We start from the raw sequence: 22958 nt of genomic DNA on the forward strand, positions 1-22958 counted from the left end.
TATCCGTTATAAAAAAGCGTACAAAAAACGTATAGTTTTTACACGATTCTCAGCTAATTCTCAGCTAGTTTTAAGGTGTTGTTAATTTAACTAGTTTATATTTAATCTAGATAAATAATTAAGAGAATCTTAGGAGAGATAGATATGGATAGAGTGTTAAAAATTATACCTAATGGTATGACTATAGCAAGAATAATTATGACGATTGTATTTGATTTTCTTATTTTTAAGCAGTTTCTATATGGACAAGATTATAATGCAGTATTAATAAGTTTATTTATAATGATATGTGTTTCGGATTTTTTTGATGGTAAGATTGCAAGAAGGCTTGAGGTAGCTACCGCGATTGGTGCTAAATTAGATGTATTAGCAGATTTGTTATATATAGTTTCTTCTTATGCCGCACTAATAAGTACTCATGTATTGCCTTTATGGTATTTAGTGTTTGTTTGTATTAAGTTTTTAGAATTCGTTGCAACTTCTAATTTCATTAAGCTTTACCAAACTTCATCGGAACATCCATTTATTTTTGATAGGATTGGAAGAACAGTTTCAGCTATATTTTTCTTAATTCCAGGTATAATATGTATTTCAAATCTATTTAATACAGGCAGCACAATCCATATAGTTAGCATATTACTTTATTCTACATTTTTAGGAGGAGTATATTCTTCTTATGAGAGAATAAAAAGTTGTTATATTATGGCCTCATTAAAATATGACAAAGTTAGAAAATAGAAAGAGTTGATAGAATTTAATTGAGAGGTGTTAAGATGAAAAAGAAACTAGGTTTTTTATTTATTATATTAAGCATGTTTATAACTTTTGTAACATGGTTCTTTGTTAGGTCAACTAGAGAGATATCTACGGTAAGTGAATACTCGCAATTGATAGCGGCATTTGCCTTGGTTGCTTTTGCTTTAGTAAATTTTATTTCAACACGGAATAAGATTTTAAATTATATATTCAATGGGCTTGATAAGTCATATGTATATCACAAATATTTAAGTATAGCAGCATTACTTTTAGTGGTTATCCATAATATAACAATTGAAGTAGGAAAGAGAGCTGAGATTAAAGCTGGAATACCAATACCTAGAGATCCATATGCAATGTATGGTAGTTTTAGTCTATATCTATTCGTAATACTTATAATAACTGCAATTGTAGTGAAAAAGCTAAATTATGAAAGATGGAAGACTATCCACAAATTTATGATCGTGGCGTATATGATGGGAGTGTACCACTATTATGGAAGTTCTACTTACCCGGTATTATCCCTAGACCCATTTAGTATATGGTTAAATGTAATTAACTTCATAGGAATTATTTCAATATTATATAGTGTTTTTCTTTATGAAAAAGTAGCATTTAAGTTTAAATTTAAAGTTAGCAAACTTAAAATTGTATCTGATGGTACATTAGAAATTACAGGAAAGGCTTTATCACATAATATAGAATTTAAACCAGGCCAATTTGCATTCATTAAGCTTCCTGGAAAGGGGAGTAAGTTTTCTTCACATCCATTTACAATAAGTGCGGCTCCTAAAGAAGGAGAAATTCAATTTACAATTAAGTCACTTGGTGATGATACGAAGGTTTTATTAGAAACATTAAGACTTGGAGATGAATTTGTAGTAGAAGGGCCTCATGGCAATTTTGATTATAGGGAAGGAAGTAAGAATCAGATTTGGATTGCTGGAGGAATAGGGGTTACACCATTCAGGAGTTTTTTACAAGCGAAGGTAAAAGAAGATTATTCAATAGACTTTTTTTATGCCTATAATAGTGGGCAAGATGGAGCTTATTTAGAGGAATTAGAAAAGTTGACCTTTGGTTCAAATGTAAGGCTGCACTTATTTAACTTCGAAGATAAAGGTTTTTTATCGGTAGAACAAATGAAGAATTATGCGGAACTTAGTGTGGTTGAAGATGTATACTTTTGTGGACCTAAGGGAATGAGAGAAAGCTTAAAGACTCAATTTAAAAAGAGCACTTTTGAAAATATAAATATGCATTATGAGCAATTTCAATTTAAGTAAAGTAAGGTAAAAATGAATTTTACTCTACGACTAAGGTTATTTAAAAAATTATAAAAAGGATAGTAGTCAAATTAAAGTCTTATACTATTGACATATTATGAAAGTTGCTAGTTTTAGTTTGTAAGATAGCTATAATAGTAACTTTTATATTTTATGTTGTAAATAATAATCTTGTTAAAAGTAAGATATTGATAAAGAATATATTGTATTATAATACAATAATTTAATAATATTGAACTATTACCAATTAACTTATTATATAATATATCTAGTATTAATTATAATTAATAGGAGATGTTATATGAGAAAGATTATAACTTCTATTCTTCTGATTTTTCTACTGCTGATAGTCATGTTATATATCTATAAGGGTAATATCAGTGATGTAAAGGCAGTAAAAGGTGTCATTGATTTTAGTAATTATGATTTTGATAAAAAGCAGATTACTAGTCTAGATGGCCAATGGGAGTTGTATAACAATGAGTTGCTTGAACCACAACAATTGGAAAATAGAAGTACCAACAATTATTTAACTATTCCTAATGAATTAAAGGAACAGTTTAATGGACAAGCCACTGGGTATATGACCTTAAGATTGAAGATAAAAGCTGAAGATACTATTGTTTATGGATTTAGAATAAAGAGGCTACTTTCAGCTTCAAAGGTATGGGTAAATGGTATACTACAAGGAAAAGTTGGAACTGTAGGGAAGAGCTATAATGAAGAGAAAGCTATATACTTACCGACATATTCATACTTCACCGCTAAAGATGGTAATATTAATATCGTTATACAAACATCTAATTATAGAGATCTTTTTCCTGTAATTAGGTCTATGGAATTTGGTAAAAAAGATAATATAATGAATCAATTTTTGTTGGATGCTGGGGTTGATTTAGTAATAATAGGGGCTTTACTTATATTGCAATTATTAAACTTATCTTTATTTGTTAGATTAAAGTATAACAAGGCTTTTTTATACTTTTCTATCTTGTGTTTATTTGTACAATTGAGATGTTTATTCCTTAACGAAAGGATAATAGTGAGATTTTTTCCTAACATGCCATATGAGCTACTAAGCAAAACAGCAGCACTTACCTATTACCTATGGGTTCCTATTTATGTTATCTTCATAAAAGAAATATTCAAGGATTTGCCACCGAAATTAACAAAGTTATCATGGGCATTTTCATTATCGTTTACTATAATATGTTTAATGACTAATAATACTTTTTACGATAGTCTTTCATATATAGGAGAGGCAATATTAGCTATAATAATAATTAGTATGCTTATATTTTTAATAAATAAGGTGAAAGTCAAAGAAAGACACAGTGAAATATCTTTTGTGGCATTTTTCTTTATAATGATTACAAGTATAAATGATATATTTGTTAATAATGGGGTGTCCTACGCTAGGTATGGATTTCAGGTTGGTATGTTTATATTTGCTATACTTGAAGCGTACATGCTTACAGTAAAGTATTCAGAGGAAATAACTAAGGTTGAAAAATTAAAAAGTGATACAAAAGTAATATATGAACAATCAATTAGAGATGGATTAACCAATGTTTTTAATAGAGGTTATATAGAGAAAGTCTTAGATAATGTGATTGACGACTATAAAAAATATAATAATAAGTTTAGTGTATTAATGATAGATATAGATCATTTTAAGTCAATAAATGATAATTTTGGACATCCTTACGGGGACAAAATATTAATTGAAATAAGCGGAGTTATTAAAAATACATTAAGGTCTACAGATTATATAGGTAGATATGGTGGAGAAGAATTTATAATAATTTTGCCTAATACAAGTAAAGACAAAGCCAAAGAATTAGCTGAATGTATCAGAGATAACATTAAAGATATTTCCTTGGAAAATGGTACCTCAGTCACTGTAAGTGGAGGGCTATATGAAAATAATACATATATGAAGCAGATGTGTATAGAGATTGTAGACAGATTGCTTTATAAGGCAAAGAATTCTGGAAGAAATAAGATTATAGTTGAATGATATAAAAGTATAAGAATAACAGGTTGTTTAAAAAGCTATCAGCAATTAAATGTTGATAGCTTTTGCCATTGTTTATTAAGTTTTTAGAATATTGTTTATATGGAAATAATATTATATAAATGTTCATTATTAAATACATTCATATAATTTGTTAAAGAAACCAAAAAAATCATTCAACGAATTTGTACTTTCAGAATATGATTTAAGTAATAAATCTAATTAACTTATAATAATTATCTCTACATATTAGTAACTAATTTTATATCATTTTAATTTTTATTTTCTTAGAGGCAACAAGAGGACTAGGAAATAGTAGCTGATTTACATTTGAAATGATATATAAATACTAAGTTAAGGGGTGATAAAATTTGGTTGCTGATAAATTATTTTATAAAACATTATTGAAAAACATGTTTTCTGATCCATTCCAGGTTAAATTTTGGGATGGCAATACTGAAGATTATGGAGTAGGAAAAGCAAAGTTTAAGATAATTTTTAATGAACCAATTCCTAAGAAAGATCTTCTAAGTGATCCGTCTACAGCATTTGGAGAAGGATATATGACGAAGAAGATAGATATAGAAGGTAGCATACAAGATGTGATTGAGTCCTTGTATAATAATAAAGAAAGTTTCTTAAAGAATGGCGAAAAATATGAAAGCCTTATAAAAAAGTTTAAGAGTTCTATAAAAGCTAGTAAGGAAAATATTAAATTCCATTATGATATTGGCAATGATTTCTATAAGTTGTGGCTGGATGATTCAATGACGTATTCTTGTGGCTATTTTAGAGATCAAACAGATACCTTGAATGAGGCTCAAAAGAACAAAGTAAATCATATACTTAAGAAGTTAAACTTAAAAGAGGGATTAAGCCTTTTAGATATAGGGTGTGGTTGGGGAGAACTTATAATATCTGCAGCAAAGAATTACGGCGTAAAGGCAATGGGTATAACCTTAAGTTCTGAGCAGTTTGAAGGTGTAAAAGAAAGAATAAAGAGAGAAGGCTTGGAAGATTTAGTTGATGTAAAACTCATTGATTATAGGGAGATTAAAGGAATAACTTTTGATAGAGTAGTTAGTGTAGGTATGCTGGAGCATGTAGGAAAAGAGAATCTAAAGGAATATTTTCAAGTTGTAAACAGGCTTTTAAACGATAGGGGGATTTCTGTAGTTCATTCTATAACAGGAGTAAATGATGGTGGAACTAATACTTGGATAGATAAATATATATTTCCTGGGGGATATGTTCCAGCTATTAAAGAAATAATAACTGAAATAGCAGAGCAGGATTTTGAGCTTATAGATGTTGAGAGTCTTAGAAGGCATTATGGAAGAACTTTAGAAAATTGGGCTAGAAATTTTGAAAAAGCATTATCTGAGATTGAGAAAGATAAGGAAGAAGTATTTATAAGAATGTGGCGATTATATCTAAATTCTTGTGCAGCATCTTTTAATTGCGGTAATATAAATATTCATCAAGCACTGTTTGCTAAGGGATTGAATAACGACTTGCCATGGACAAGAGAGTATATGTACAAATAAATTTATTAGTAATTTATAAAGTTATTGTTCAATAAGGACATAACTTTATAAAAGGAATCTATGTTCATACTAAGATCATAGGTTCCTTTTTATTAGATATATTTCATAATTCAACCTCCTATATTAAATCTATATAACTGTATTATGACAAGTAGTTCATTGATTATGATTAAATGGAATGAAATTTCAATAGTAAAAGGTTAGTAAAAATTATTATTATTTTACTAAATATATTGAAAAGAGCTTTATAATGTTAGAGAATATAAGTATAGGTTTACATTTAAATATTACTAGTAAACATATCTGAAAAAATTTGAAAAATTGATTTTATGATAAAAGAGTTGGAGGGGTTATTATGGGGTTTAAGGTTCCTAACACAGACTGGCTTTCTGATACTTCAATTTTTGCTGTAAATAGAATTGAAGCTCATTCAGATCACAAGTATTACATTACAGAGGAAGAGATGAATTCTAGAGATATGAAACTAAGACAAAGTTTAAATGGAAGCTGGAAGTTTAGCTTTGCCATAAATCCTAGTTCAAGAATTAAAGATTTTTATAGTATAGACTTTGATTGCAATTCATGGAAGGATATAGAGGTACCTGGACATATACAGTTACAGGGTTACGATAAAATTCAATATATAAACACCATGTATCCTTGGGATGGGCATAGTGAATTAAGACCGCCTCACGTATCTGAAGAATATAATCCAGTTGGAAGTTATGTAAAGTACTTTAATTTAGATGAAAGCATTAAAGATGGTCCTGTATATATATCATTTCAAGGTGTAGAAAGTGCTTTCTATGTTTGGTTAAATGGAAATTTTGTTGGATATAGTGAAGACAGTTTTACTCCATCAGAGTTTGAGTTAACTCAATATATAAGAGAAGGTGAGAACAAGCTTTCAGTTGAAGTTTATAAAAGATCTACTGGAAGTTGGCTCGAAGATCAAGACTTCTGGAGATTTTCGGGGATTTTTAGAGAAGTATATCTATATTCGATTCCTAAGATTCATGTTCAAGACCTTTTTGTTAAAACTATACTAGATAGTGAATACAAAAATGCAGTTCTAGAATCTGAAATGAAAATTATTGGATTAACAACTGGAACTATAGACTTAGAACTGAAAAATAGTAAAGGGTTGAGCTTAGCTAGTATTAAAGATTATAGGTTAGAAAATGAAATGACTTTAAAGCTGGATATAAATGACGTAAGACTTTGGAGTGCTGAAGATCCTTATTTATATACTCTCTACATTACTGTAAGGGATGAAAATGATAATATAGTAGAAATTATACCACAAAAGATAGGTTTTAGAAGTTTTCAAATGATAGATAAAGTTATGCACATAAATGGAAAACGTATAGTTTTCAAAGGCATAAATCGCCATGAGTTTAATTGCCGTAGAGGAAGATCTATAACTAAAGAAGATATGCGTTGGGATATAAGATTTTTTAAACAGAATAATATAAATGCTGTCAGGACTTCTCACTATCCTAATCAAAGTCTTTGGTATGAGCTTTGCGATGAATACGGAATTTATTTAATAGATGAAGCCAATCTAGAAACCCATGGGTCTTGGATGAAGATGGGACAAGTGATTCCTGATTGGGTTATTCCAGACAGTAAACCAGAGTGGCATGATATTGTATTGGATAGAGCTAAGTCTATGGTAGAGAGAGATAAAAATCATCCGTCTATATTGATATGGTCTTGTGGAAATGAATCTTTTGGAGGAGAAAATATCTATAAGATGTCTGAGTATTATAGAGAGAAAGACCCGTCAAGATTGGTGCATTATGAAGGGATTTTCCATGATAGACGATTTAATGAAACTAGTGATATGGAGAGTAGGATGTATGCAAAACCTCATGAAATTGAGGAGTATTTAAATAATAACCCACAGAAACCATATATAAGTTGTGAATATATGCATGCTATGGGTAATTCCTGTGGAGCAATGCACAAGTATACGGAGTTAGAAGATAGGTATGAGCTTTATCAAGGAGGCTTCATTTGGGATTATATAGATCAAGCTATTATGAAGAAAGATAGCTATGGCAATGAATTCTTTGCATATGGTGGAGATTTTGATGATAGAGCCACAGATTATAATTTCTGCGGTGATGGAATAGTATATGCTGATAGAACCATATCACCAAAGGTACAAGAAGTTAAAAAGCTATATCAAAATATAAAATTATGTGTAGATAAAAATGGTGTTAAGGTTAGAAATGAAAACCTATTTATAGATACGTCCAATTATACATTAGAGTATAGTTTAAGCTATAACGGAGAAGAGCAGTATAAAGGCCAAATGGAGGTTGCAGTAAAAGCAGGTGAAGATGAATATTATAAGCTTGATTTACCACAAGTAAGTAATAGTGGAGAGTATTCCATAAATGTTTCTTTTAAATTGAAGGGGGATACTGCTTGGGCTAAGGCTGGTCATGAGATAGCTTTTGATCAATATGTGTATTCTATTGAAGAAAAAGAAGCTGTAAAAGCATTAAATAAAGTTAGAGTTATTCATGGAGATGTAAATATAGGAGTTAAAAACAGAGATTTTAGTGTGTTATTTTCAAAGCAAGAAGGTGGAATTGTATCATTAAGATATAATGGAAAAGAACTTATTACAAGAACTCCTATGCCTATATACTGGAGAGCAACAACAGATAATGATAATGGAAATAAACATGGATTTAGATGTTCACAGTGGCATGAGGCAAGTATGTTCCAAAAGTGCAAGGATATACAGGTTTTTGAACATGAATATAGTGTCACGGTTCAATATACTTACTCTCTGCCTTTAAGCGTATCAGCTGAGGTTAAAGTAGCTTATACTGCTTATGAAAATGGTGAAATCAAAGTTAAATGTGATTACAAAGGTATAGAAGGGCTCCCTGAAATGCCTATATTCGGATTAGCTTTTAGATTATCAGCCGATTATGATAGTTTTAATTTCTATGGAATGGGACCTGAAGAAAATTATATAGATAGAGTACATGGTGCCAGATTGGGTATTTATGAAAAATTAGTTAAGGGCAATGTTTCAAGATACTTAGTGCCTCAAGAAAGCGGCAATCATACTGGTGTAAGATGGGCAAAAATAAAAGATAAAAATGGCTTTGGAATAGAATTTGCAGCAGTTAATAATCCTTTTGAGCTTGGAGTGTCACCATATTCAGCCTTTGAACTTCAAAATGCACTTCATTACTATGAGCTTCCACCAGTTAACTACACTATTGTAACAATAGCAGGAAAACAAATGGGAGTAGGAGGAGATGATAGTTGGGGAGCACCTGTCCATAAGGAATACCTAATAGATTCTTCTAAAGATATGCACTTTGAATTTATTATAAGACCATGTAAATAAAAATAATAGAAGGAGCCATCGAAATGTAAGATTTCATGGTTCCTTTATTTGTGACTAGCTTAAAGCAACTATAATAGCGCCAACGGCTATTAGGCCTACACCAATTCCATTCATTCTGCTTATCTTCTCCCCTAAAAATGCAACGGCTAAGATAGTTGCAAGAACTACACTAAATTTATCTATAGGAGCTACTTGAGATACTTTTCCATACTTTAAAGCTAAGAAGTAAAATAACCAAGAAAGGGCGCCTGCTAGACCACTAAATATTATAAAGGAAAAGGTTTTTTTGTCAGCGATAATCTCAGGTATCTTGCTTAGCTTTCCTTGGAAGACTACAACTAAAATAAGAAATGTGGCCATTATTACAGCCCTTACGGCGGTTGCAGTATTGGCATCTACTGATTTCAAACCTACCTTGCCAAAAATACCTACTAGAGCAGCGAATATTGCTGAAAGCATAGCACATACAAACCATACACTATTCATTGTTAACATCTCCTTATTATTCGATAAAAAAACAAGTAAATATTATCTCAATAAGATTTTATAAAATCTTATATTCGTCTCTTTGTGTCCAATAAATCTTAAATTCAAGTTTTTCTACATCTCTTTGTTGTTTATAGCTAACTCTAAGATTAGCATTATCTGGTATGCTGATATTTTTCTCAAGTGTTAAAAACTTTTCTACACTATTTGATTCGCTTAAGTATGATATTTTTTCGCAGATACTATCCAATATATCTTGCCTAGTTCCTAATTCGTCTTTAGAAACTTGATAAAGTTCGTTTTTATTAATGTAGTTAGTGGAATCTCCAGTAGATAACCAATCGATAAGAGCTTGTTTGCTAAACCTCCATTCCCTACCGATTTTTCTAGCTGGGATATGTTCTTCTCTTAGAAGCTTTATTAATGTTTTTTCACTCACACCTAGGAATTCAACTGCTTGCTCTATGTTTAATATGTTATTGTCCAAAATAACACCTCCTATATATCTATCTTAATACTAAATGATAGAAAAATAAATATATAAATGTATTTAATAGTATTTTAACATTACTTAATAGATATTTGGATGTATATAAATATATTCTTGTTTAATAAATTTAATCTGATTTTAATGTTATTTTTAACTCAAATGGAGTAGCATAAATAAAGATGCACCACTTCGTTTTGAAAATATAAATTTTATTACGAAGTGGTACATCCATATGGAAAAAGTAATTCAAACAAAGATAAAGGCGTAAATAATAAGAGTGATGCAAACAATAATAATGATGAATAAAAAAATATTATATATTAATATTAAGATGGGTTATAAACCACTATTTTTTAGGAGATGATACTTTGAAGGAATTTAAGATACTTTTAGTGGAAGATGAAAAACAGATGTCAATGTTTATTGAGATGGAGCTTTCTCATGAAGGATATAAAGTAGATGTTGCCTATGATGGAATAGATGCATTAAGTAAAGCTGAGATAAATAACTATAATCTTATTCTTTTAGATTTAATGATTCCCGGAATTAACGGAACCGAGGTTTGCAGGAGAATTAGACAATTCTCAAGTATTCCAATAATAATGCTGACAGCAAAAAGTGAAGTTTCTGATAAAGTTTTAGGACTAGATGCTGGAGCAAATGACTATTTGACTAAACCATTCGCAATAGAAGAACTTTTAGCAAGAATAAGGGTATATACAAGAAGTAATGACTTAGCTAAAGATATTAGTGATATAAAAGTAGCTGATATTATTATGGATAGGAAAGCACATAGAGTTTTGAGGGCTGGTCAAGAAATAGAGTTAACAAAGAAAGAATATCAGCTTCTAGAGATGTTATTGATTAACAAGAATGTGGTGCTTACAAGAGAACAATTAATTGAAAGTGTATGGGGTTATGATTATCTCGGAGATACAAATGTTGTAGATGTATTTATAAGATATTTAAGAAGTAAAATTGATGAAGGCTTTAATCAAAAGCTCATAGCAACAGTGAGAGGCGTTGGTTATGTAATAAAAGGTGAATAATATGAAGCTATCAATAATTAAGAATGCTAAAATATCGGTAAAGCTAACTTTAATATATGCTTTTATGTTTTCTTTAGTGTTGCTTATATTGAGTACGGTAACTCTATATGGTACTAAGTATTTTTTATATAAGCAAGCTGACAAGCAAGTTAATGATATAAGTACGGTATTAACAAATAAGATAAATGACGAAACAGGAGAGTTAAGTTTATATAATAAGGATTTTTTAGCTGATTTACCTTCAAAAGAGAATATATCAATAAGGTTATTGGATAATAACAATAATATTATAAATCAATCACGTGACTTTAATTACAATATAAAGTTTAATGAAACTAATGATAAGACGAAACATTTAGAGCAAAAAGAAAAACATCTAATATATTTAAATACTAAATTAGATAGTAAGAATTATGGAGTAGTATATATCCAAGTAGTAAAAGATTTAGAAAATGAGTATAGTTTCATAAAGATATTATTTGTATTTTTGGCCATTGCTGATTTTATCGGAATGGTAGCATCAATAGTATTGGGATATATCATAAGTAAAAAAATGCTCAATCCTATAGATAATATAACTAAAACAGCTGAAAATATTAGTGTTAACAATCTCAAAGAAAGAATTGAAGTTAATGATTCTGATGATGAGTTAAAGAGACTAGCTAGTACTCTTAACAATATGATAGATAGATTACAAAAAGCTTTCGATAGCCAGAGTCAGTTTGTATCAGATGCATCCCATGAGCTTAGAACCCCAATTGCAGTTATTCAAGGATACGCAAATCTATTAGATAGATGGGGAAAAAATGATAAGGAAGCTTTAGAAAAATCAATATATGGTATAAAGCTTGAAGCTGAAAACATGGCTAATTTAGTAGAAAAGTTATTATTTCTGGCTAAAGGAGATGCTTTAACTCAAGTAGTAGAGAAAAAGAAATTTCATTTAAATAAATTGATAGATGAAGTGCTAGAGGAAACAAAATTAATAGATAAAAAGCATAACATATTTAGCGAAGAAAATGAAGATGCTGATATATATGGAGATTATAAACTTATAAAACAAATGCTAAGAATATTTATTGATAATAGTATTAAATTTACACCTGATGAAGGCACAATAACTATAAATTCTATGGTGAAAAATAAATCTCTATATATAAGTGTTTCAGATACAGGAATAGGTATACCAAAGGATGATATTCAAAATGTATTCGATAGATTTTATACAGTAGATAAGTCAAGATCCAAGGAAAAAGGAGGAACTGGGCTTGGTTTATCAATTGCCAAATGGATTGCAGATGTTCATGGTGGGATAATTGAAGTTGTAAGCGAAGAAGGAATAGGAACAAGTTTTATTGTTAAATTAGACTTAAGTGAATAGAGATTTTCAAATAAAAGGTGAGGAGCCAATTGGATATCCTCACCTTTTATTTATGATTTGTGGTAAATTAATGAATTAAAACCAATATGTAAATATCATAAAGATAGTCTTAATAGCAGAAAGTATATAAGGAAACTATAGTCCTAATTGTAAGGATGAAGGTCTTATATGGATGAACCACTTTGTAATAAAAATAGATTTAGGTTCGAAGTGGTATATATATATGTTTAATAAACACTATTAAGTTATGAGGTGATGAGCTTGGGGAAAAATTTAAAAAAATATGTGGCTAGCTTTTTAGTATTAATAACATTAAGTATATTTTGCTCTTGTACCATGCAAGAAAAAAATAAGTTTTTAAGAGTATCCAATACCCCTGTTGAAAATGGGGGCATTTCTCTGGTTATGGATACAACAAATTATCAAGGAATGCCAAGAAATTTTAGAAAAACTTCTGATTTAAGTAATGTTCAGAAAGATAAGACAATAGATTTAAAAGGTTTAAGTGAGCTAAACATATCTGGAACTCAACAGTTTTCAGGTTTTAATCTACCACTTGTAATAAGTAGTATAAATACGAAGATGCCTATAACAGTAATAGACTTGAGACAAGAATCTCATGGATTTATAAATAATATCCCTGTAAGTTGGAAGAATGAGAAAAATGATGCTAACATGGGATTAACAAAAGAACAGGTATTAGCTGATGAACAGAGTAAGCTTAAAAGCATTAAACTAAATGTTCCTATCACTCTTACAAATCATCCTAATGACACAATAATTCCGACTAAGGTTCAGGATGAAGAACAGTTAGTTAAGGAAAATAAACTTGGATATATCCGTATTCCTGTTACTGATGGAAAGATACCTACAGATGAAATGGTTGATTATTTTATACAGATAGTTAAAAAACAGCCTAAAAATACATGGTTACACTTCCATTGCAAAGAGGGAGTAGGAAGAACTACTACATTTATGATAATGTATGATATGGTTAAGAATTCTAAGCAGGTTACCTTTGATAATATTATGAAGAGACAAATAGCTTTAGTGGGATTTAATGAACAAGAAACTAAATCATTTTATAACAATGAAAGAATTAGTTTCTTACAAAACTTCTATAAGTATTGTAATGAAAATAAAGATAATTTTAATACTAGTTGGATTGAATGGAAGAAGACTATTACTGCAAGTAATAGTCCTTTTTCAATGTATATAAAAAATACGATAAAACCAACTTTTCTATATGTGATTTCACAAGATAATATGACTGAAAGTGAAAAAAACTTAATAGCTACACTTCAAGGAGTTGTCAATAATAAATCCGATCACCAAATATACACATTAAATTCTGATCAGCCAGACTATCAAATATGGTTAGAGGATTTAAATAAGAATTATGGAGTAACGTATAAAAAAGTTTCGGATCCGTGGGAGTTAGTTTATAGTTTTAAGGATTATGTAGATGGATATGTTCTGTATGATGTAGGGAATAATCCATCTATAAATAATGCCTGTTCTCTTTGTTCGTTAAAAGCTTCAATAGCAGTAGATAGTAGCATTGAATATAAAACAAAGCTTCATGGCATAACGAAGATAACAGGAGATTGTAGAAATACAGAGGAAAGTTGGGCATACGATAACTTATGGAATAAAGGGATAAATCACTCAATTGTAATACAATTAGAGCCTAATAAAAGTGCTTCACTTAGAGACTATGCAATTATGAGTAAAGCACTAGTATTTTATGAAAATGATATAAAAAACACCTCTCTTAGAGATAAGATATTTTCATCAATGGATGGAAGTAGCGTGTGCATGGGATGGGGGCCTGATGAATTTACTAATGTAAGTACGGCATCAAAGCATGGTGTAAGTATGGTAGCTGCTGATTGGTCTTATAATCTGACTGTTTTAAGTGCATTTGAGACTGCACCTGTTAAACAAGGGGATATAGCTAAAGATATACCTAAGGAGGACAATGTGCATTATGTAACTTTTATTATGTCCGATGGAGATAATCAGCAATGGAATCTTGGTACAAACTACAGCTCACAGAAATGGTATGGATCAAGCTATAGAGGAGATTTCAATTTAGGTTGGGGGATAAGCCCATCTATCTATTATTTAGCTCCCACAGTTTTTAATAGGTACTACGAAAGTGCGACTAAGGGAAAGTATAGTGATTATTTTGTAGTGCCTCCTTCCGGCAGTGGTTATATATATCCAAGCAAGTTTGATAAAGAAAAACTTTCCAAATATATAAAACAATTGGATAATTATATGAAACAGACTGATGAACGATACTTAGCGGTAATTGATGATTCAAGCTTTCATGATGCTGAGCTTTGGAGTCAATTTACAAGCAAGACTAATATAAACGGATTATTTTACTTAGACTATCACAAACATGATAACTATAAAGGAGAAATAGTTTGGTCTAATGGTAAGCCAATGGTATCCTGTAGGGATTTACTATGGAGTGGACTAGAAGATGAAGAACAACTGAATAAAAATATTAATTTTAGAATAGCGCAAGGTCAAACAGATGTAAGGAAGGCCGAAGCATATACTTTTGTGTATGTTCATGTTTGGAGTAAGGATATGAATGATGTTAAAAATGCTGTAAATATGCTAGAGAAAAATCCAAGAGTTAGAATAGTTAACCCAAAAGTATTTATGGAGCTAATTAATAAAAATATTGAAAGGTAATTAATTTGAAATAATAGTGGTGATGTAAAAAAAGACTATGCACTTTTACGATTTATAAGGTGTATAGTCTTTGGTTTTAATACATAGAAAACACTTAATGCTTAATATATAATCAATTTACCTATAGATGAGCCACTTCATAACTAAATTTATGTTTTTAAATTCTCCTCTCAGAACTCAGATGAGTTTTGAGAATAGATTTCGGATTGAAGTGTTTCAACTTTAGCAAAACTGCTTTACTGCAAAGGCTCCTATTATCACAAGTAAATATATTGCACCGAGACACACTATTAATGTTCCGGTTTCTATAGAGGTAATACCTATAACAAATAAAGCAAACAAGGCTATTCCACTTCCTATTAATAGTATATATAAAACTATTAAAAAGTAGTTTTTCATAATTGCTAAGCTACGTTCGTCAACTGGAGGGATATTGCCATTTTTCTTTTTGTATATTAAAGAAGTTGCCAGTGCAATCATCAATCCCACTAAAGTTCCAAATATAGTGCTTGTTGCTCCAGTTTTAAAGTCTAGAGCATTTCTTTGGCTAAGAAAATAGGACATAACCAAACCTCCTGCTATAAAAATTATAGCTAGGTATAAATATATAAATAGTTGAGCTTTTTTCATATCTAATCCTCCTTAATACTCTTTTCTAAGTAAAATAATTGTTCAATCGGCACCTCAAAGTATTCAATCAGCTTCAATGCTAGTTCTAAGCTTGGATTATATTTATTTTTTTCAATGGCGTTTATAGTTTGTCTTGTTATTCTAAGATCTTCAGCCATCTTTGTTTGAGTAATGCCTTTCTTCTCTCTGATTTCTTTAATATGATTAATTACTTTCAATGAAAACCAACTCCTAAAAACTGTAAAGATATCTTTACATAAATTGTAATATAGAAAAACAGAAATGTAAAGATATCTTTACATATTTGCTAATTATAAATTGTTAATAACCAAATTTTAAATTTTCTATAAGAGTTTAAAGGAAAAGCGCTGTCGAAATAAAATATCTTCTATAACCTGGATTCGACAAAGCAATACAAAGCCCTATGATAATATTAGTCTTATATAGAAAATTTTTAAATTTTATAATTTCAATGCAACGAAATTACGAGGTACGGTATCTATAGTTATGATAAAGTTTTTTTGCTTAATATAGTGAAATGAGGTGAAGCTTTGACTTCAAATGATACTTTAATTTTAGAATCCACTAGTTACTATGGAGAATTTATAGAAATGTATGAAAGCTGCAGTAAAAAGCTTTATATAACCGCTCTTATGATTCTGAAAAACCCATCTGATGCTGAAGATGCAGTTCAAGATACAGTAATACTTGCCATTAAAGCATTTAATAGTTTAAGAAACAAAGATAGTTTCCATTCTTGGATTTTAAAAATATTGATTAACAGATGTAATAGGATGAAATTCTTGCGATTTAGATTCAATCTTTCTCAAATAACTTTTGATTCGGTATGGGAAGATGATATATCTGATGATTCAATTGTTATAAGAAATGCATTGTTAAAGTTAGATTATAAGTACAGGATAGTAATAATTCTTAGATTTTTTCATGATTTTAAAATAAGTCAGATAGCCGAAGTGTTGAAGCTTTCAGAGGGAACAGTTAAATCTCAATTGCATAGGGCCCTTAATCAACTAAAAGATATTCTAAAGGGAGGAATGTAAGGTGGATAAAAATAAAATAACCGATGAATATATAGAATTAAGCTTAAGAAAGCTAGATGACAATATAAAGCTACCTAATAACCTAAAATCAATTGACAGAATAATAGAAAATAAGAAGACTAAAAATATAAAAACAAGAAGTAAAGCAGCAATAACAGCAGCATCTTTTCTGATATTTATTGTATTAGGATCATTAACAGTTTTATCTAAACCTGCTGGAAGCATTTTTAATAGTATGTTTGTAGATAAAGGAGTAATTAAATCAGAGATTGATGGTAAGGTTAGTTCAGTTGAAAAAATTTGTGAAAAAAATGGAGTGAAGGTAACTTTAAAAGGTGTTGTATCAGATGGCATTAGAACCGTGATAAGCATAAGATTTGATAGCAAAAATGTTAATTTCGAAGATTTTAAATTATCTAATGTATCTCTAATAGATGGCGACGGGAAAAAATACGAAATGTTTCATTATGGTCAAGGTGTGACTGCGAAAGGGGAAGATAACTTTGAAACTGCAATTGAGTTCAAGGGATCTCCTTCTAAAAAAATAACTGCTAAGCTTAATATAGGTAGTATAAATGATATTAAAGGAGACTGGGATTTTGATTTCGATATTAATCCTAGTTCCATTGAAAGTTATAAAGCAAGTGGAGTTTATAATGATAGTAAAATAGCACTTACTATAACAAGTGTGAAGATTACAGGGACGTATACGATTGTAGAAGGTAATATGAAGGGAAGAGATATTGATATTTATTCAGTTCTTTCAAACAGTAATGGAGATAAAGTTGGACAAGTTTCTGGAGAAATGGGAACAACTAAAGATTTTAAACTTTATTATCCACCTTTGACTAAGACAGATAAGTTGAATTTAACAATAAAAACTGCCGACCAGACTAAAGTGATACTTTCTACTGATATTAATCTAGATAAATAGATTAAACACTAGAATTAAAAGATAAACTACAAAAATTCCAAGAGTAGCTTCTTTTGATTCTAGTGTTTTTTATTTGTTATTCAAAAAGCTCAACTGTACAGCAGTTACTTCACTTTGGTAGGTAGGCATCTTAAGGCTAATGCCATATTTACTACATGCGTTTGATAGAACATAACTTAACTTTTTCATATTTTTAGTAGAACAACTATATCTATCGCCATAGCTCTTTTCATATTTTTCACGAATTCCTAGGAAATGTTTATCTAGTTTTTTATAATAATAATCTCGCTGCCTATCTCTAAGTGACATTCCAAGCCAAGGAACAATATTTTTAACTCCGTAGTAATTTGCTTTATTTACTATGTCTAAAATGTTTTCCTCAGTATCTTCAAGAAAAGGCAAGATAGGCATCATTGTTATACTTGTATGAATCCCAAGTTCAGAGAGAATTCCAAGTGCTTTAAGTCGATCTGTAGAGGAAGGGGCACCTGGCTCTACTACGCTTGCAAGCTTATCATCCGTAGTTGTTATAGTTATGGCAACAGAAGCATAAATTTTATTTATTTCTTGAAGAATATCAATATCCCTGAGTATAAGATTACTTTTTGTTGTGATGTGAATTGGAAATCTATATTGCGCAATTGCTTCAAGACATCCGCGGGTTAATTGATAGTGCTTTTCTGATCTAGTATAAGGGTCACTCATAGCACCAGTTCCAATTACACCTTTTTTTCTTTTATTTTTAAGTTCCTTATTTAAAAGTTCTACAGCATTTCTTTTGACTATTAGTTCATCAAAATTATCTATCCTATAGCATAAACTTCTTGAGTCACAATATATACAATGATGTTCACAACCTCTATAAATATTGAAGGTATAATTAGTACCAAACCAACCACTAGGGTTTTTACTTGTAGAAAGTAACATCTTTGCATCTATTTCTTTTGGCATATTTTTGACCTCCATTTATGACAGTGATATTAGACCACTAAGAATAAAATGTTTTTTTATATTAATTAAGCTCAGCACCTTTTGTAGTCATTATATATTGAAAACATATAATTTACTAATAAAGTATACCTAATTAAATACGACATAAGTCTGTCATATTATTTGAAATAAAGATCGCGATAATTATAAAATTAATGAAGCCCTCTTCTTTTCTGCTTTTCGTGATGCTTTGGATCTACTTCAAAAAGTAGATTTAAAACAGAAGAAGCAACTGGAAGACCTATAAACATTATTATCGATATTCTTGGATAATAGAAAGCGATAGAGATTATTATTAAACTTATAACCGGCATTATAAATATGCGTAGATACAATCTAGATTTATGTTCAAATATTTTGATAGGTACTATAAATAAAAACATAGAACTCATACATAAATTTACACATAAGAAAACTATGGCATATCCAACTGCAGGCGCTACTGCATTGGGATTCTGTATAACCCATTTTGTGAACAGAGGTACTAAGGATAAGAAAAATAAAAATATTATGTTTATCCAGACCACTCTATTAGAAACATGTTCTAACTCATCAAAAAGTCTCCTATGCTGATTCCAGAAGTTCCCTACAACTAAGAAGCTGATTAGATATACAATAATTGAATTAATTAATCCATAAATGGAAGCAGTGTCAAAGGTATTTGGAATAGGGATATTTAAAACTATTATAGTAACAATAATTGCGATTACACCATCACTAAAGGCTTCAAGTCTATTTTTTGCAACTTTCATTTGTATCCTCACTTTCTCTCTATAGATGATTACTTTTCTATGATTCGGTATGTTTACATCCTAATGGATTTCTTTATTTATAATTAAATATATAATTTCTATGTTTACTAAAACTATGGTTTTTTATTTGGAAATACAAAGATTATATTCTATAAATATGGGAAACACAAGAAGAGAAAAGACTAAGAATAAAATAAAGTAAGGTACCTTAATAAATCTGTTGACAATAAAATTGGCTAGGTATATGATGAATATATTAAGGTACCTTATTAATTTTTAAGGAGATAAATACATGTATAATATAACTTCAGAAAAATTGTTGCAACAAATAAATTATTTTACTAATCTTGTTAATCGACAACAGCATAATTCAAATTCTAAGGATAATGAAATTATGGTTAGTAGAGCTCAAGGGCATTTATTAGGATTATTATTAATGAAAGATGGTTTGACTCAAAAGGAATTAAGTTCACAGCTGCAGATAAGACCTGCTTCTCTTGGTGAATTGGTTGATAAATTACAACAAAATGGTTATGTAGAGAGACGAGTAAATGAAAAGGATAAAAGAGTTTCCAATGTATATCTTACAGACCATGGCAGAAAGTCAGCCAATGAAGTAATGCAGGCTAGAATGCAGCTAGTTGATAATATTTTTTCAGGTTTATCAGAACAGGAAATGGAGCAACTTTCTAGTCTAATGAGTAAGTTAATTAACTCAATTGAACAAAGTTCAGGTGAAAATATTGAGGAATTACGTAAAGAGCATCACGGCATTAGAGGAGAAAAAGGGTTTCCAGGAGGAGCTGATTTCTTTAGAAATCATCAGCGTGAACGTTAAAAATATAATAATATAAATCCATGATAATAGGTGCTATAGCCTAGTTTATATAGGTTAATCAATTTATATAAACTAACAACCATTCCTTATAACTGAAAGTAGTAAATTTTTTTGTTTTATCAATTATTGATTTATAAGCATTTTAAAGGAGGATAAGGAAATGGAACAAGTTGAAATAGATCAAATTGATTCATATTATTTTGAAAAATCACCAATTTGGAAAGCAATAGCACACATGTCATTACCAATGATGCTTGGGATGTCACTGAATTTAATTTATAACATCATTGATGCATATTTTATTGGGAAGTTAAACAATACAGAGATGATGTCAGCAATTACTCTAGCATTACCATTTGTTACAGTTTTGATGGCACTAGGAAATTTATTTGGAACAGGGGGAGGAACCTTTATCTCTAGACTTTTGGGAGAAAAAAATCTTCGAGAATCTAAAAAGGTTGCTTCAGTATCCTTTTATTTTAGTATAATCACAGGCTTGATGCTTATATTGTTTTCTATACCGATGCTTCAGCCAATGTTGAAGTTGTTAGGAGCAGAAGGAAATAATATAGAATTTACTAAAAGTATAATTTTAGTTTTTACTATAGGAAGTCCGATAATAATCGCAAATTTTGTATTAGAACAGCTTGTCCGTGCGGAAGGTGCTTCTACAGTATCTATGTATGGAATGGGTATTAGTGTTATAGCAAATATTATACTTGACCCAATCTTAATCTTCATTTGTCATTTAAACATTATGGGAGCAGCCTTAGGAACTGTTTTAGGAAATCTTTGTGCTGTATTGTATTTTATTTATTATATACAGAGGAAAAGCTCTGCTTTAAGTATTTCTTTTAAGGCATTTATACCAACTTCATTAATGACTAAGGATATTTTCAAAATAGGGGTAACATCTCTACTAATGGATGTATTCTTAATTATTTCAGGATTGCTATTTAATAATCTCTCAATTAGGTATGGAGATTATGTGGTTGCAGGTTTTGGTATATCACAAAGAGTTGTACAGTTATCAGATTTTATAGGTATGGGCTTATTTATGGGGATAATACCTCTCGTAGCATATTCCTATTCAGCAAAAAATATAGGAAGGATGCAAGAAATAATTCGTACTACAGCATCTTATATTGTAATTTTAATTGGGATTATTTCAGGAACCTTACTGATATTTAGAACTGAGGTTTTTCAGTTGTTTAGTAAAGATAGTGAAGTTCTTGCAATTGGAACTTTGATTTTTGTGGCTATGCTTTTATCTTCTTTATTCACAAGTCTTTCTGGTTTGATTGTAGGAATATTCCAAGGTGTGGGAAGAGAAAAAGAGGCTGCAATTATGTCTGTGGCAAAAGGATTAATTGTAATCCCAATAATGATTTTATCTAATGCTTTTTGGGGACTTCATGGATTAATATGGTCTCTAACTGTATCAGAAGTTTTAGCTTGTTTAGTAGGAGCTATATTGTGGTTGCACTTTAAAAAAGATCCTTCAATGAAAATATAAAATTTATTATGAAGTGTTCCATCTAAAGGTGGATAACTCTAAACATAAAGCTATCTTTAGCATAAATGCTAAAGCCAGCTTTTTTTATTTCCTAACTCAATTAATTTCTCAACTTGTCCCTCTGGGCATAGAAACGACCCTATTGGATAAGGCTGATTTGTATAATAACCATGAAAGTCAGTTCCACCAGTCATTATAAGATTATACTTTTCTGCAATATATTTTATTTTCTCTTTATCTTCTTCAGAATTTCTAGGATGATTGTATTCTACTCCTTGTACCATTTTGTTCCTAGCCAAATCTGCTAACAGCTCCAGTGAATTAAATTGGCCAGGATGAGCCATTACTGCAATTCCATCAACTTCTTTTATAACCTTCAATACGTCATCAACACTAGGATATTGAATTTGTACATAGTATTTTCCTTTTTTAGAAAGTAATTTTTTATATAATTCTCCAATAACAATATTGCTATATCCTAGGTCTGCTAAAGGCTGCATTATATGGGTTTCATACATAGATTCGCTCTTATGGCTGTAGTTTTCAATATGTCCCATTGTAACTGGATATTCCTCCATCAGCATCTTTGCCATGTTTCTTTTTGCTTTTTCTCTGCTGATTAAGGTTTTGTTTAAAAATCCTTGAAGTTTGAATATATCTTTAGGAAAATAACAAAGCATATGGACTGAACGATTTGTTTTATAATCAACAGACGATATCTCAACTCCAGGTATTACATCTATACCAAGCTTTTCACCTAGAGTATATGCTGTAATGACACCAGCCATAGTATCATGGTCTGTTATTGATATACAATCTAAACCTATTTTCTTTGAATAATTTACGATCTCTTTTACGCTTAAAACTCCGTCCGATAAAAAACTATGGTTATGTAGATCCGCTTTCATCTTTCCTCCAATCCGCATGATTCATCATACATTCATAATAATTTTCTATATGAATTTATAATTATACAGTATCATAAAATAAAATTTCTTGTCAATGAATTAAATGAAAGTTAATTTCTTGATTAATGAAAAAGTCTTATATAAATTAAAGCTTTTTTGATGTTAAGAAAATAAAAACATCTATCTGTGAAAATTAATTTCATGAAATTATTGTTGACAAAATTAT

At 29.9% G+C, this 22958-nt stretch carries 19 protein-coding genes; 12 read left to right on the forward strand and 7 right to left on the reverse strand.

Annotation, left to right across the window (positions count from 1 at the left end):
• Positions 1–144 precede the first annotated feature (144 nt).
• The 5 genes from J3477_RS19680 (at position 145) to lacZ (ending at position 8985) form a co-directional block, all read left to right on the forward strand.
• Complete coding sequence (locus J3477_RS19680; RefSeq protein WP_206871636.1) at positions 145–738, forward strand: CDP-alcohol phosphatidyltransferase family protein; 594 nt, start codon at positions 145–147, stop codon at positions 736–738.
• Between the two features lie 35 nt (positions 739–773).
• Positions 774–2042, forward strand: a complete 1269-nt coding sequence (locus tag J3477_RS19685; protein ID WP_206871637.1) for a ferredoxin reductase family protein — start codon at positions 774–776, stop codon at positions 2040–2042.
• Between the two features lie 301 nt (positions 2043–2343).
• Positions 2344–4062 carry a GGDEF domain-containing protein gene (locus tag J3477_RS19690; protein WP_206871638.1) on the forward strand — a complete coding sequence of 573 codons (1719 nt, stop codon included), beginning with the start codon at positions 2344–2346 and terminating at the stop codon, positions 4060–4062.
• A gap of 368 nt (positions 4063–4430) precedes the next feature.
• Complete coding sequence (locus tag J3477_RS19695; protein ID WP_284692014.1) at positions 4431–5606, forward strand: SAM-dependent methyltransferase; 1176 nt, start codon at positions 4431–4433, stop codon at positions 5604–5606.
• Positions 5607–5961: 355 nt separating this feature from the next.
• A complete protein-coding gene (lacZ, locus tag J3477_RS19700; RefSeq protein ID WP_206871639.1) occupies positions 5962–8985 on the forward strand; it encodes a beta-galactosidase, LacZ type in 3024 nt (1007 codons plus the stop codon).
• 54 nt (positions 8986–9039) lie between these two features.
• On the opposite strand, the gene J3477_RS19705 is transcribed toward lacZ, so the two are convergent.
• Together J3477_RS19705 and J3477_RS19710 are read right to left on the reverse strand one after the other, a co-directional pair.
• Entirely contained in the window at positions 9040–9471 is a 432-nt protein-coding gene (locus J3477_RS19705; protein WP_206871640.1) for an EamA family transporter, read from the reverse strand.
• Between the two features lie 58 nt (positions 9472–9529).
• Positions 9530–9958, reverse strand: a complete 429-nt coding sequence (locus tag J3477_RS19710; RefSeq protein ID WP_206871641.1) for a helix-turn-helix domain-containing protein — start codon at positions 9956–9958, stop codon at positions 9530–9532.
• Between the two features lie 371 nt (positions 9959–10329).
• Between J3477_RS19710 and J3477_RS19715 the strand changes: the two genes are divergently transcribed.
• The 3 genes from J3477_RS19715 to J3477_RS19725 all read left to right on the forward strand — a co-directional run bounded on the left by J3477_RS19715 (position 10330) and on the right by J3477_RS19725 (position 15103).
• Positions 10330–11010: a response regulator transcription factor gene (locus tag J3477_RS19715; RefSeq protein WP_206871642.1), complete on the forward strand. Its 681-nt coding sequence runs from the start codon at positions 10330–10332 to the stop codon at positions 11008–11010.
• Between the two features lies 1 nt (position 11011).
• The gene (locus J3477_RS19720; RefSeq protein ID WP_206871643.1) at positions 11012–12391 is read left to right on the forward strand and encodes a sensor histidine kinase; all 1380 of its coding nucleotides are present in this window, start codon (positions 11012–11014) and stop codon (positions 12389–12391) included.
• Between the two features lie 255 nt (positions 12392–12646).
• On the forward strand, positions 12647–15103 hold the full coding sequence (locus J3477_RS19725) for a GxGYxYP domain-containing protein (protein ID WP_371876610.1): 2457 nt from the start codon (positions 12647–12649) through the stop codon (positions 15101–15103).
• A gap of 222 nt (positions 15104–15325) precedes the next feature.
• Here J3477_RS19725 and J3477_RS19730 read toward each other — a convergent pair whose 3' ends face one another.
• Positions 15326–15733, reverse strand: a complete 408-nt coding sequence (locus J3477_RS19730) for an LPXTG cell wall anchor domain-containing protein (protein ID WP_206871644.1) — start codon at positions 15731–15733, stop codon at positions 15326–15328.
• Positions 15734–15735: 2 nt separating this feature from the next.
• Entirely contained in the window at positions 15736–15951 is a 216-nt protein-coding gene (locus J3477_RS19735; protein ID WP_206871646.1) for a helix-turn-helix transcriptional regulator, read from the reverse strand.
• A gap of 333 nt (positions 15952–16284) precedes the next feature.
• On the opposite strand from J3477_RS19735, the gene J3477_RS19740 reads away from it, so the two are divergent.
• Positions 16285–16794, forward strand: a complete 510-nt coding sequence (locus J3477_RS19740) for an RNA polymerase sigma factor (protein ID WP_206871648.1) — start codon at positions 16285–16287, stop codon at positions 16792–16794.
• Between the two features lies 1 nt (position 16795).
• Positions 16796–17728 (forward strand): DUF4179 domain-containing protein, encoded by a 933-nt coding sequence (locus J3477_RS19745; RefSeq protein WP_206871650.1) that lies wholly within the window; start codon positions 16796–16798, stop codon positions 17726–17728.
• Between the two features lie 69 nt (positions 17729–17797).
• Here J3477_RS19745 and J3477_RS19750 read toward each other — a convergent pair whose 3' ends face one another.
• Positions 17798–18679 carry an SPL family radical SAM protein gene (locus J3477_RS19750; RefSeq protein WP_206871652.1) on the reverse strand — a complete coding sequence of 294 codons (882 nt, stop codon included), beginning with the start codon at positions 18677–18679 and terminating at the stop codon, positions 17798–17800.
• A gap of 191 nt (positions 18680–18870) precedes the next feature.
• Positions 18871–19470: a TMEM175 family protein gene (locus J3477_RS19755; protein ID WP_206871654.1), complete on the reverse strand. Its 600-nt coding sequence runs from the start codon at positions 19468–19470 to the stop codon at positions 18871–18873.
• Between the two features lie 394 nt (positions 19471–19864).
• On the opposite strand from J3477_RS19755, the gene J3477_RS19760 reads away from it, so the two are divergent.
• Entirely contained in the window at positions 19865–20308 is a 444-nt protein-coding gene (locus J3477_RS19760; RefSeq protein WP_206871656.1) for a MarR family winged helix-turn-helix transcriptional regulator, read from the forward strand.
• A 160-nt stretch (positions 20309–20468) separates the two neighbouring features.
• Complete coding sequence (locus J3477_RS19765) at positions 20469–21824, forward strand: MATE family efflux transporter (RefSeq protein ID WP_206871658.1); 1356 nt, start codon at positions 20469–20471, stop codon at positions 21822–21824.
• A 68-nt stretch (positions 21825–21892) separates the two neighbouring features.
• On the opposite strand, the gene J3477_RS19770 is transcribed toward J3477_RS19765, so the two are convergent.
• Positions 21893–22732, reverse strand: a complete 840-nt coding sequence (locus tag J3477_RS19770; RefSeq protein ID WP_206871660.1) for a PHP domain-containing protein — start codon at positions 22730–22732, stop codon at positions 21893–21895.
• Positions 22733–22958: the final 226 nt, after the last annotated feature.

Source organism: Clostridium zeae, assembly GCF_017312485.1.
Lineage (GTDB): Bacteria > Bacillota > Clostridia > Clostridiales > Clostridiaceae > Clostridium_AR > Clostridium_AR zeae.